The 12,882-nt window shown below is 73.3% G+C and carries 9 protein-coding genes; 5 read left to right on the forward strand and 4 right to left on the reverse strand.

What is annotated here, in order from left to right:
- Nucleotides 1-120 precede the first annotated feature (120 nt).
- Nucleotides 121-1,227 (forward strand): IS110 family RNA-guided transposase, encoded by a 1,107-nt coding sequence (locus tag ACH9EU_RS07105; protein ID WP_396412476.1) that lies wholly within the window; start codon nt 121-123, stop codon nt 1,225-1,227.
- Nucleotides 1,228-1,533: 306 nt separating this feature from the next.
- On the opposite strand, the gene ACH9EU_RS07110 is transcribed toward ACH9EU_RS07105, so the two are convergent.
- From ACH9EU_RS07110 to ACH9EU_RS07120, 3 genes are all read right to left on the reverse strand, one after another.
- Nucleotides 1,534-3,159 (reverse strand): peptide chain release factor 3, encoded by a 1,626-nt coding sequence (locus ACH9EU_RS07110; protein ID WP_396413241.1) that lies wholly within the window; start codon nt 3,157-3,159, stop codon nt 1,534-1,536.
- A gap of 443 nt (nt 3,160-3,602) precedes the next feature.
- Nucleotides 3,603-4,511: a ribonuclease Z gene (locus ACH9EU_RS07115; protein ID WP_396413242.1), complete on the reverse strand. Its 909-nt coding sequence runs from the start codon at nt 4,509-4,511 to the stop codon at nt 3,603-3,605.
- Between the two features lie 33 nt (nt 4,512-4,544).
- Complete coding sequence (locus tag ACH9EU_RS07120) at nt 4,545-5,645, reverse strand: DNA glycosylase AlkZ-like family protein (protein WP_396413243.1); 1,101 nt, start codon at nt 5,643-5,645, stop codon at nt 4,545-4,547.
- A 153-nt stretch (nt 5,646-5,798) separates the two neighbouring features.
- Here ACH9EU_RS07120 and ACH9EU_RS07125 point away from each other — a divergent pair, with 153 nt between their 5' ends.
- Together ACH9EU_RS07125 and ACH9EU_RS07130 are read left to right on the forward strand one after the other, a co-directional pair.
- Nucleotides 5,799-6,680 (forward strand): fructosamine kinase family protein, encoded by an 882-nt coding sequence (locus ACH9EU_RS07125; protein WP_396413244.1) that lies wholly within the window; start codon nt 5,799-5,801, stop codon nt 6,678-6,680.
- Nucleotides 6,681-6,808: 128 nt separating this feature from the next.
- A complete protein-coding gene (locus tag ACH9EU_RS07130) occupies nt 6,809-7,720 on the forward strand; it encodes an arginase family protein (RefSeq protein WP_396413245.1) in 912 nt (303 codons plus the stop codon).
- Between the two features lie 26 nt (nt 7,721-7,746).
- On the opposite strand, the gene ACH9EU_RS07135 is transcribed toward ACH9EU_RS07130, so the two are convergent.
- A complete protein-coding gene (locus tag ACH9EU_RS07135; protein WP_396413246.1) occupies nt 7,747-9,273 on the reverse strand; it encodes an MFS transporter in 1,527 nt (508 codons plus the stop codon).
- A gap of 386 nt (nt 9,274-9,659) precedes the next feature.
- On the opposite strand from ACH9EU_RS07135, the gene clpB reads away from it, so the two are divergent.
- Nucleotides 9,660-12,275 (forward strand): ATP-dependent chaperone ClpB, encoded by a 2,616-nt coding sequence (clpB, locus tag ACH9EU_RS07140; RefSeq protein WP_396413247.1) that lies wholly within the window; start codon nt 9,660-9,662, stop codon nt 12,273-12,275.
- Between the two features lie 276 nt (nt 12,276-12,551).
- Nucleotides 12,552-12,776, forward strand: a complete 225-nt coding sequence (locus ACH9EU_RS07145) for a DUF3073 domain-containing protein (protein ID WP_396413248.1) — start codon at nt 12,552-12,554, stop codon at nt 12,774-12,776.
- Nucleotides 12,777-12,882 lie beyond the last annotated feature (106 nt).

Raw genomic sequence — 12,882 nt, forward strand, 5'->3', positions numbered from 1 at the left:
GCTCAGACGCTATGGGTGTAGGCGGCGTCTGGGTCTTGTGGCCGGGGCCCCGCTTATGCAGAGTACGTGGATCACCCCGACCGGTCGGGGTCGGGGTGCCGACATGCATAGGAGGCCCCGGTGTTCACCGAGCGTACAAGTCTGGGACTGGATGTCCATGCCCGCAGCGTGAAGGCCTGCGCGATCGACAGCCTGACCGGCGAGATCATTCATCAGACCCTCAGCGCTGACACCGTCATGGTGGGCGAGTTCGTCGACGCTCTGGCCCGCGAGCACGGCCCCGTCCAGGTGACCTATGAGGCCGGACCGACCGGGTACGAACTCGCCCGCACCCTGATCGAGGCCGGCCACCGGGTCCAGGTCGCGGCGCCCTCGAAGCTGTTGCGGGCCTCCGGTGACAGGGTCAAGACCGACAAGAACGACGCGCTGCTGCTGGCCCGACTGGCCCGCAACGACGACATCATCGAGGTCACGATTCCCGACCGGTCCCGCGAGGTGGCACGGGACCTGGTGCGGGCCAGGGACGACGTGCGCCGGGACCTGATGAGCGCCCGTCACCGGCTGGGGAAGTTCCTCCTGCGCCACGGCCACGTCTACACCGGCGGCGAGGCGTGGAGCGGCAAGCACGAGGCCTGGATGCAGCAGATGGCCCGCCAGGACATCGCCGTGTTCGGCGAGGTCTCACGCATCGTGTTCGACGACTACCACGACGCGGTCGCCCACGCCCTGGCCCGCCGGTGCCGGTTGGACGCGCAGATCCTCCTGCTGGCCGAGGACTCCGAGTGGACCACGGTCACCCGGCGTCTGGCCTGCCTGCGGGGGATCTCGACCCTGACCGCGTTCTCTCTCGCGGTGGAGATCGGCGACTGGGACCGCTTCACGGGCCGGAACATCGCCTCATACCTGGGGCTGGTGCCCTCGGAGCACTCCTCCGGGCAAACCCGCTCCCAGGGCCAGATCACCAAGACCGGCAACGCCCACGCCAGGCGGTTGCTGATCGAGGCCGCCTGGCACCACAAGCCCCAGTACCGCCCGGGGAAGACGATGCGGGACCGGTGGGCCCTGGCACCGGCAGCCGTGGCCGAACGCGCCGATGCGGGCAACAGGCGCCTGCATCACCGCTGGAGCATGCTCAGCGAGCACAAGAAGCGTCACACGGTCGCGAACACAGCGATCGCCCGAGAGATGGCCGGCTGGTGCTGGTCGCTGGCGACCATGGACGCATGACCCACAGACCCGTTCACGGACCCGGCCACGGGAGATCTCCTGCGCGCCGCGCGCCGAGGAGACCAGCGATTCGACTGTGAGCAGTCACGAGATCCTCGTGGCCACGCTCGAGCTCAGACCAGCATCGCTCCTCGCGCCGAAACCAGCGTCATGCGGTAACCAACCCGCGGATATCAGACTGACCACGCGTCGAGACAACACGCCCGCAGAGATCACCCCAACCCCTCCATGAACGACGAAGCGGGGCACCCACCGATCAATGAGTGCCCCGCTTCACCCTGCCCTCTTGACAAGATCGACTACATATCAGTCGACGGCACCGCCGATCGGCTCGAGCACCAGGTCGGGGGCGTGGGTGGCGACGCGCCCGAGCTTCCACCGGTCGGTGAAGGCGGCCACCGCCTCCCCGCCGGTGCGCCGCAGCACCTCGACGCCGGGGATGCGGTTGAGCACCTCGGGGTCGGGCCCGAGGACCCGACGTGCCAGCGTGTAGGGCAAGGTCTCGAGTCGCACCTGCGCGCCGAACTCCCGCTCCATGCGGTCGGCGACGACCTCGAACTGCATCGGCCCCACCGCGGCCAGCACCGGCGCCTGGTCCCCGCGGGCGTCCGAACGCAGCACCTGGATCACGCCCTCGTGCTCGAGCTGGGCGATGCCGCGGCGGAACTGCTTGGCCCGGCCGGCGTCCACGGCCCGGGCCACCTGGAAGTGCTCCGGGGAGAAGTGGGGGATGGGCGGGAAGACGACCGGCAGCCCGACGTAGACGCTGTCCCCCGCCCGCAGCGCCGAGGCGTTGACGAGTCCGACGACGTCGCCGGGGTAGGCGGTCTCGACGGTCTCCCGGTCCCGGCCGAAGACGTGGTGGGCGTACTTGGTGGCAAAGGGTTTGCCGGTGGCCGCGTGGGTGAGCACCATCCCGCGGTGGAAGACGCCCGAGCAGACCCGCAGGAACGCCACGTGGTCGCGGTGGGCGCGGTCCATCCCGGCCTGGAGCTTGAACACGAACCCCGAGAACGGGGCCTCCACCGGGCGCAGGCGCCCGTCGCCGTCGCGCCGGGGGCCCGCCGGCGGAGCCAGCTCCACCAGCACGTCGAGCAGGGTTGCCACCCCGAAGTTCAGGGCCGCGGCGGCGAAGAGCACCGGGGTGGACCGCGCGGCCAGGAACGCCTCGACGTCGAGGTCCCCGTTGCTCTCGGCGACCAGGGCGGCCGTGTCCACGGCCTCCGTCCAGGCCGGGCCCTCCAGCGCCGCGGCCTCGTCGGCGCGGAAGACCTCCGCCTCGGCCGCCGACGCACCGGCGGCCACCCGTCGGTACCGGGTGTAGGACCCGCCGCGCGGGTCCACGGTGCCACGGAAGTCCCCGGACAGCCCCACCGGCCAGGTCAGCGGCACCGGCAGCCGCCCGGTGCGCTCCTGCACCTCGTCCATGAGCTCCAGGGCGTCCTTGCCCGGCCGGTCCCACTTGTTGATCACCGTGATCACGGGAAGCCCGCGCCGCCGGCACACGTCGAAGAGCTTCAGCGTCTGGGACTCCAGCCCCTTGGCGGCGTCGATCAGCATCACGGCGCAGTCCACCGCCGCCAGCACCCGGTAGGTGTCCTCGGAGAAGTCCGCGTGACCCGGCGTGTCGACCAGGGTGAACACCGTGTCACGGTAGGTGAACTGCAGCGCCGCCGAGCTGATGGAGATCCCGCGCTCCTGCTCCATGTGCAACCAGTCCGAGACCGTGGTCCTGCGGCCGGCCTTCCCGTGCGTGGCACCCGCCTCGGCGATGACGTGCGCGTGCAGGGCCAGGGCCTCGGTCAGCGTCGACTTGCCCGCATCGGGGTGGGAGATCACCGCGAAGGTCCGCCGCCTCCGTGCCTCCTTCAGCACCCGCTCGGGGGACTCCCCGGGTTCGTGTGCGGCTCGTTCCGCACGCTGTACAGCCATGTCTTCGAACGTACCCCAACGTGAAGGTACTGTTTCACGCGTGATGCCTCCCCGTCCCGAGGCCACCGGCACGGTCGCTCCTCCGTCCAGAAGGGCGACCCCAGGTCCTGCCCCGTGGGCAGGAGTACGAACTGCCCGCCTCCGTCGCCCCCGAGGAACCGGGTGAGTACTCCGTCTCCTGCACCTACCACCCTCAGATGTCCGGGACGCCGACCGTCGGGTAGACAAACTGCTCATGCCGGTGGCGGAGGAGCAGGCGCCGACCATGACACCGCGTCCTGCTCCGCCGCAACGACGGTCCCCCGCGAGCCTGGTCATGACCACACCTGGAACCTGCCGCGGCGCGAGCCCGGATCGCCGAGGTGCGGCCGGAGGCCACGGACCGAGATGACGTGCTGGGGCGTTCCCACGCCCGGCCGAGATCGTTCGGTTCCTTGCGCCGATCAGGTCCGTTCCCGGGTCGCTCCGGCCGGACGCCGCCGGGGCAGGCCGAACCGGTCGAGGTCCTGGGCGGCCAGGACGGTGGCGTCCCCGGCGCGGGCGCGGGCCTGCTCGGCGAGCGGGGTGACGTCGGCGTAGCGCGACGAGAAGTGGGTGAGCACGAGCGTGCCCGCACGGCCCGCGGCCGCCAGCTCGCCGGCCTGACCGGCGGTGAGATGACGGTGGCGCGCGGCGAGGGCGGCGTCGTCGTCGGCGAAGGTGGCCTCGGCCACGAGGAGGTCCGCGCCGTCGGCGAGCTCCTCGGCGCCGGGGCACGGAGCCGTGTCCATGACCAGGGCGAAGCGCTGCCCCGGCCGGCGCACGCTCACGTCCTCGAGGCGCACCCCGCGCAGGTTCCCCTCGCGCTGGAGGCGCCCCACGTCGGGACCCGAGATCCCGGCACCGGCCAGCCGCCGGGGCAGGAGCGTGCGCCCGTCCGGCTCCACGAGCCGGTAGCCGAAGGTCTCCACGCGGTGGCGCAGCGGGCGCACCTCGAGGTGCGGGGCGACCGTCCCGGCGGCGCCGTGGGGGTGCAGCCGCAGGTCGGTGCCGGGGGTCGCCACGGAGACCAGCGCCCGGACGACCTCCTCCCCGGCGGCCGGGTAGTGCAGGTGGACGGGGTGCTCGACGCCGTCCAGGACCATGCGCGAGAGCACGCCGGGCAGGCCGAAGCAGTGGTCGCCGTGCACGTGGGTCAGGCAGATGCGGGTGATCGAGCCCGCCGGGACGCCCGCGTGGACCATCTGCCGCTGCGTGCCCTCCCCGGGGTCGAAGAGGAGGCCCTCGCCGTCCCAGCGCAGCAGGTACCCGTTGTGGTTGCGGGTCCGCGTCGGGACCTGGGAGGCGGTGCCGAGCACGACGAGCTCACGCATGGCACCGAGTGTGCCACCGGGACGCCCTGCCCGTCAGTCGTCGGTGAAGCCCGCGAACGTCGCCCCGCGGTGGGCCGCGAGGCGTTCCGCCTGCTCGGTGAGGAGCACCTCCGGCACCGCCGACCGGATGTCAGTCCTCAGCTTCAGCCGTCCGCCCGAGGCCCTCGGGCGCCAGGTCCCGACGACCTCGCCGCCGGCGACGACCGCGCCGGGCCGGCCCAGGACGACCCACAGCTCCTGTCGCATGCCCGGGTCGGGAACCAGGAGCTCACGGTCGCGCACCTGGAGGAACAGGTCGTGGGAGCCGAGCAGCCGGACCACGGACGGATCCACGCCGGCGGCGGCGCACCGGTCCGCGTCCGCGCCGAGCAGCCACCGGCGCTCCCCGTCCACGGCGACCTCCACCGCGTCGGAGGGCCACCGGGTCTTGACCTCCCTGACCGGGGCGTCGAGGTGCTCCGCCACCATCCGGGGCGTGGCCGGGCCGAGGAAGTGCAGGGTGCCCCGGACGACGTCGAGCCGGTCCGGCACGGCCTCCGCCGCTCCGGACCAGCCCTCGATCCGTCGCAGCACCGGGGGTGACGTCCCGGGCTCGAGCTCCAGCCCGGCGCGCAGGGCGGCCAGCCGGAACGGCATCTCGTAGACGTGGACGGCGTGGCAGGACCGGCACTCCCGCAGATAGGCCGGGTCCAGTCGCGCACTCACGGCCCGCGAGACCTCCCCCTTGACCGTCGGCCGGTCCACCAGCTCGCGCATCAGGCCGGCGACGACGTCCAGGGCCTCGAGCACCCCGATCCCGGCCGCTCGCAGGGGCTTGGCCGCGTCGAAGACCCGCTTGGCGGCGTCCGCCTCGGAGAACGGCGCCGTGGCCGCGGCGACCGCGGCGATGTCCGCGCGCCGGTAGAAGTGGGGTGCACCACGCAGGGACCAGACCAGCACGAGGTCGGAGGACACGTCCCGGAGCTGCCCGGGCTCGGCACCGCGGCAGGCCAGCGCCCACGGTCCGCCGTCGGTCCCGGTGTCCTGGACCCCGAGGTCCAGGACGGACACGCCGGCCACGTCCCTCGGCGTGGTGCCGCCCAGCTCCTGCACGTCGAAGCGGTGGCCGAGCACGTTCTGTCGTGAGATGCCCATGGGCGGTGTCTAGCACGAACCGGCCCCGGTGCCCAGGCCTGGGCGCGCGCTGCGCTCCACCGCCGGGCCGGACCCGCGCCGCGGGGCCGACGGAGCCACGCAGCGGCACGGGGCGCCGGGCGGGCGCCGGCGGGATGGAGTAGAACGGGAGGCATGACCTCCTCAGACCCGCACCACGATCTGCCGCACGCTCTCACGGACGGCCTCGGCGTCGAGCGGGCCGTGCCGATCGGCGGCGGGGACACGGCCGCGGCCTTCCGCCTCGAGCGGGCCGGGGAGCCGCTGTTCGCCAAGACGATGTCCGACCCGCCCGCGGGGATGATGGCCGTGGAGGTCGCGGGGCTCCGGGCCCTGCGGGAGCACGCACCGGCCGTCCTCGGCGTGCCGGAGGTCGTGCGCTGGACCGACCGGGGGATCGTCCTGGAGTGGATCGAGGAGGACCGCGGGCGTCCCCGTCCCGGCGCCGAGGCCGAGTTCGGGCGCGGTCTGGCGCAGCTGCACCGCACGCACGGGGAGGCCTTCGGCGGGCTCGCCCCCGAGCTGCCCGGGCGGATCGGTTCCTTCGCGGTGGACCTGTCCCCGACCCCGGACTGGCCGGCGTTCCTGCTCGAGCGGCGCATCCGGCCGCTGATGCGGCAGGCCGTGGGCGCCGGGCGGGTCGCTCCGCGCGCCGCCGAGCTCCTCGAGGAGCTCGCTCCGCGGGCCCGGGAGCTCGCCGGGTCCGCGGAGCCGCCGACCCTGGTGCACGGGGACCTGTGGGCCGGCAACCGGCTCGTGGACGTCGAGGGCCGGAACTGGCTGATCGACCCGTCGGCGTACTGGGGCCACCGGGAGGTCGACATCGCGATGATGCTGCTGTTCGGGGGCTTCGGCGAGGACTGCCTCGCCGCCTACGGCGCCGCGCACCCGCTCGCACCGGGGTGGCGGGAGCGGGTGCCGTGGTACCAGCTGCCGCCGCTTCTCGTGCACGCCGTCCGGTTCGGCGGCGGCTACGGGGACGCGGTGCTGCGGGCCCTGCTGCGCCTGCGGGGATGACCAGGCGCCCCGGCTCCCGGGCGCGGCGCCCCGGGAGCGGCGCCGGGACCGCCGGCGACCCGGCGGGCGTGGTGCCCGGGGGGTCGTCCGGGGTGGCCGAGGTCGGGGCGGCGTGCTTGCATGGAGCCATGGCCGACGTGGAACTCATCGGCGTCCCCTTCGACGGCTACGGCCGCGCGGGGCACCAGGCGGTGGCGGCGCAGGTCCTGCGCGAGGCGGGGCTGGACCGCGCCTGGTCCGGGCACACGGTCGTGGACGGCGGCGACGTCGCACTGCCCGCCCCGGATCCCGGCCGCGGGGAGCTGACGACGCTGATGAACGAGTCGGCGCTGGCGGCGATGGCCGTCTCGCTCGGGTCCCGCGTGGCCGGGGCCGTCCGGGCGGGACGGTTCCCCTGCGTGGTCGGCGGGGACTGCGCCGTCCTGCTCGGCATCGTTCCCGCGCTGCAGGCCGACGGCGGGATGGGCCTGCTCCACGTCGACGGGCACGAGGACACCATGCCGCTGGAACGCTCCGAGGACGGCGAGGCCGCCAATGCGGAGATCGGGCTGCTGCTCGGGCTGACCGGCCGGGGGCTGCGCGGGCCCCTGGCCGAGCGGATCCCCGCCCTCGACGGGCGGGAGCTTGCTGTGCTGGGCCCGCGCGACCACGAGTGGCGCCGGCGGTTCGGCGTGGGCTCCCTGGCCCAGCGCGGCGTCAGCCTCTGGGACGTGCAGGAAGTGGCCGCGGCGCCGGGGGACTGCGCGCGTGCGGCCGTGCGGCAGCTGCGGAGCGTGCACGGGAGGTGGTGGCTGCACGTGGACCTGGACGTGCTCGATCCGGACGCGCTCCCCGCCCAGGGGCTGCCGGACATCGAGGACGAACCGGGCGGACTCACGTGGCCGCAACTGACCCGTGCGCTGACCGCCGCGGTGTCCCTCGGCGGCTGCGCAGGCACGAGCCTGGCCGTCTACGACCCCGACCAGGACGACGACCGGTCCCAGGCCCGGCGCATCGTCCGCCTCGTCGCCGACCTCGCGGCCGCGCTGCCCGGCGGCTGAACGCGAGGACGCCCGCCGGGGGCGGATCACCGCGCGGAGGCGCCGACCCGTTCCGGCGCCCGGGCGAAGCTCGAGAGGACGAGGTCGTCCGGGAGCGGCGTGCGGCGGCTTCCGGCCACGAACAGCTCGGGATCCGCCGGATCGGGCAGGAGCACGACCAGGGGACCGAGGACGCGGGCCGGCCACGTGGTGAGGAATCCGTGGCGAACGGGCTCCGGCGCGCCACCGGACTCCGGAACGTCTCCCGGGACCGGGGCGCCGGAGCGGGCGGCGTCCAGGATCCCGGAACCGGAGGCCTCCGCGATCGCGGACCCCGAGGCGCCCGGCACGGGGGAGACCGCCGGCGCGGTCCGGGCCGACCGCTGCAGCCGGACCGCGTAGGCCAGCACCAGCAGTCCCACGAGGGCGAGACCGACGCCCACCCACGCCGGGGCGCGGTAGCCCCAGCCGGCGGAGATCACGGCGCCGCCCAGGAAGGCGCCCATGGCGTTGGCCAGGTTGAACGCCGCGTGGTTCATGGCCGCGGTCAGCGAAGGCGCGTCCTTGGCCTCGCGCAGCAGACGCATCTGCAGCGCGGTGGTGAAGACGGAGCCCATGACGCCGATCCACAGCACGCCCAGGACGGCCGCGACGGCGAGGTGCGAGAAGAGCCCGAAGAAGGCCAGCGCCGCGGCGGAGACCGCTCCGGCCCACACGGCGGTCCGCTCCACCGAACGGTCCAGCAGGGGGCCCACCAGCAGGGACCCCAGGGTCATGCCGACGCCGAACACGGCCAGCACCCACGGCACGGCCGCCAGCCCGAGGCCGGTGTGCTCGGTCAAGGTGGGGGAGACGAAGGTGTAGACGGCGAACATCCCGCCGAACCCGATCGTTCCCGCGGCCAGGGTCAGGGTCACCTGGGGGCGTCCCAGGGCGCGGACCTCCTGGGCCACGGACACGGTTCCGCCCGGACGGGTTCTGGGCACGAAGACGGCCAGGGCCGCGACGGTCAGCAGGCCGATGACGACGACGAGACCGTAGCCGGCGCGCCAGCCGAAGGCCCCGCCGAGGGCGGCGGCCAGGGGCACGCCCACGATGTTGGCGACGGTCAGGCCCAGGGCGACCCGCGCCACGGCGGTCCCCCGGCGTTCGCGCGGCACCAGTGAGGAGGCCACGACCGCGGCGATCCCGAAGTAGGCGCCGTGGGGCAGGCCGGAGAGGAACCGCGCCGCGTACAGCGCGTCGAGGGAGGGCGCGGCCGCCGAGAAGGCGTTGCCGAGGGTGAACGCGGTCATCAGCCCCAGCAGCAGCTTCTTGCGCTCGACGCGGGCGGCCAGGGTCGTGATGAGCGGTGCGCCGACCACGACGCCCAGGGCGTAGAGCGAGATGGAGTGCGCGAGGGAGGGGATGGAGGCATCCATGTCCTCGGCGATGAAGGGCAGCAGGCCCATCGAGGCGAACTCGGTGGTGCCCACGCCGAAGCCGCCGAGGGCCAGGGCGAAGAGGGCGAAACGGGTTCCGGTGGGGCCGGGTGCGTTGATCACCTGGAGCACCGCAGTGCGGGGAGCGGACATGAGCGGGTCCTTCCGTGGGGAACGTGCCATGTGGAACGTGGGAGGAGGAACAGCGCGTCGTCGGGCCGAACTGGAGGAGTTCCCGACACTACGGGCCAGGATGGCGCCACCCAACGGTTCGGGGGTGTGATCTTGGACAAATCACGAACGATGTGATAGAGGTCTCGCGCCCCGACCTCGTGCCCCCGGCTCCTCGAGCGGCCCGCCCCGGCCGTGCCGGCCGGCCGGGGCCGTGACGAAAACACCCCTGTTCGCCCAGGGTTGAGTGAGTTAGACTCAGGTTAGCTGAACTGTCCGTGCGCACCCGGTGCGGGAGCGTCCCGGGCAGTCCGACCGACCCGTCCGCCGAACCGGAACGACCGACCCGGAGCACCACAGGAGCAGCCGTGGAGACCAAGTTCACCACCAAGTCGCAGGAGGCCCTCTCCGCCGCCTCCACCAATGCCTCGACCGCGGGCAACCCGCAGATCGAGCCCGCCCACATCCTCAAGGCCCTCCTCGACCAGCGCGAGGGCGTGGCCGTCGCCGTCCTGAAGGCCACCGGGGCCGACGTCGACGCCGTCTCGGCGCAGGCCAGCGCCGCGATCAAGGCGCTGCCCTCGGCGTCGGGGGCGAACACGGCCCAGGCGCAGTTCAACCGGGGCTCCCTCCAGGCGATCCAGGCCGCGGAGCAGTTCGCCCGGTCCCTCGGCGACGAGTACATCTCCACCGAGCACCTCCTGTACGGCCTCGCCCAGCAGGAGGGCAGGGTCGGCGAGATCCTGCGCGCCGCCGGGGCCGGCCCCGATCAGCTCAAGACCACCGTCCCGTCCGTGAGAGGAGACCGCCGCGTGACCACCCCCGACCCCGAGGGCACCTTCCAGGCGCTCGAGAAGTTCGGCACCGACCTCACCGCCATGGCCCGCGAGGGCAAGCTCGACCCCGTGATCGGCCGGGACTCCGAGATCCGGCGCGTGGTCCAGGTCCTGTCCCGCCGCACCAAGAACAACCCCGTCCTGATCGGCGAGCCCGGCGTGGGCAAGACCGCCGTCGTCGAGGGCCTCGCCCAGCGCATGGTGGCCGGCGACGTCCCCGAGTCCCTGCGGGACAAGACGCTCGTCTCCCTCGACCTCGGATCCATGGTGGCGGGCGCCAAGTACCGCGGTGAGTTCGAGGAGCGGCTCAAGGCCGTCCTGGAGGAGATCAAGAAGTCCGAGGGCCGGACCGTCACGTTCATCGACGAGCTCCACACGGTCGTGGGCGCCGGGGCCGCCGAGGGCGCCATGGACGCGGGCAACATGCTCAAGCCCATGCTCGCCCGCGGCGAGCTGCGCATGATCGGTGCCACCACCCTGGACGAGTACCGCGAGAACATCGAGAAGGACGCCGCGCTCGAGCGCCGCTTCCAGCAGGTCTACGTGGGCGAGCCCTCCGTGGAGGACACGGTCGCGATCCTGCGCGGGCTCAAGGAGCGCTACGAGGCCCACCACAAGGTGCAGATCGCGGACTCCGCGCTCGTGGCCGCCGCGACCCTCTCCCACCGGTACATCCCGGGCCGTCAGCTCCCGGACAAGGCCATCGACCTCGTCGACGAGGCCGCGTCCCGCCTGCGCATGGAGATCGACTCCGCGCCGGAGGAGATCGACCAGCTGCGCCGCGCCGTCGACCGGCTGACCATGGAGGAGCTGGCCCTCGAGCGGGAGACCGACCCCGCGTCGGTCGAGCGGCTCGAGGCGCTGCGGGCCGAGCTCGCCGACAAGCGCGCCGAGCTGGACGCCCTCAACGCCCGGTGGGAGGCCGAGAAGGCCGGGCTCAACCGGGTGGGCGAGCTCAAGGAACGCATCGACAACCTGCGCTCGCAGGCGGAGATGGCCCAGCGCCAGGGTGATCTCGGAGAGGCCTCCCGGCTGCTGTACGGCGAGATCCCGGCCCTGCAGACGGAGCTCGACGCGGCACAGGCCCAGGAGGACTCCACCGAGCAGCGCGACACGATGGTCTCCGAGGAGGTCTCGGCCGACGACGTGGCCGAGGTGGTCTCGGCGTGGACCGGCATCCCCGCCGGCCGGATGCTGCAGGGCGAGACCGAGAAGCTGCTGCACATGGAAGAGGTGCTCGGCAAGCGGCTCATCGGCCAGCGCCGGGCCGTGACCACCGTGGCCGACGCCGTGCGCCGCTCGCGCGCCGGCATCGCGGATCCGGACCGGCCCATCGGCTCCTTCCTGTTCCTCGGCCCCACCGGTGTCGGCAAGACCGAGCTCGCCAAGTCCCTCGCGGAGTTCCAGTTCGACGACGAGCGGGCCCTCGTCCGGATCGACATGTCCGAGTACGGGGAGAAGCACACGGTCGCCCGCCTGGTCGGCGCCCCTCCCGGCTACGTCGGCTACGAGGAGGGCGGTCAGCTGACGGAGGCCGTGCGGCGCCGCCCCTACTCGGTGGTCCTGCTCGACGAGATCGAGAAGGCCCACCCCGACGTCTTCGACATCCTCCTGCAGGTGCTCGACGACGGGCGGCTCACCGACGGCCAGGGACGGACCGTGGACTTCCGCAACGTCATCCTGATCCTGACCTCGAACCTCGGCAGCCAGTTCCTGGTGGACCAGACGATCGACCAGGAGGCCAAGAACAAGGCGGTGATGGACGTGGTGAACGCCTCGTTCAAGCCCGAGTTCCTCAACCGCCTCGACGACGTCATCCTGTTCGACCCGCTGTCCACGGCCGACCTGGCGAAGATCGTGGACATCCAGGTGGCCCAGCTGGCCCGGCGCCTCGGCCAGCGGCGGCTGACCCTGGAGGTCACCCCGGCGGCCACGGAGTGGCTGGGCATCACCGGCTACGACCCCGCCTACGGCGCCCGGCCGCTGCGCCGCCTCGTGCAGCGCGAGATCGGCGACCGCCTGGCCAAGGCCATCCTCTCCGGGGAGGTCGCGGACGGGGACGCGGTCCGGGTCGACGTCAACTCCGACGCCGTGGCGGACGGGCTCACCGTCACCGCGGTGCGCGAGGAGGCCCGCGCCACGGGCTGAGGCCGGCTCGGCACCCGGGCCGGCCTCGCCGGCCGCCCGGGCGCGCCGCGGGGCCCGGCGGAACGGATCCGGAGAACGTCCCGGGAGCCGTCCGCGCCGCCGTCCCGGGGGCTGCCCGTGAGGTGGCCGACAGCCCGCCGTGCGCGCCCGGGGCCGGGCGCAACGACCCGGCAAACCATGTACCCTGGTCTCACGAACCATTCATAAGACATTTCCGGGGCCGTACTCTGTGCCTGTGTACCGCCGTCCGGACCAAGAGACAGAGGGGGTCACGCCATGGGGCGCGGCCGTCAAAAGGCGAAGGCGACGCGGCAGGCGCGGGAGATGAAGTACTTCAGCCCGCAGACCGACCTGACCGCACTGCAGCGAGAACTGCGGGGACGCGAGCAGTCCTCCCCGATGCGCGAGCCGGTCGTGGAGCCGGTCGACGAGAGCGAGGACGAGTACTCCGCCTACGTCGACAAGTACGCCGACGACTACGACGAGGACTTCCGCCGGTAGCCGGCCGGGAACACCGCTCGTCCCAACCGCATCTGCACCCGCGAGGTGCCCGTCATGGACGGGCACCTTCTTCGCGTGGAGCACCCACTGCTCGTTGCCGGCTGCT

It is taken from the genome of Kocuria rhizosphaerae (genome assembly GCF_044462265.1).
Classification (GTDB): Bacteria; Actinomycetota; Actinomycetes; order Actinomycetales; family Micrococcaceae; genus Kocuria; species Kocuria rhizosphaerae.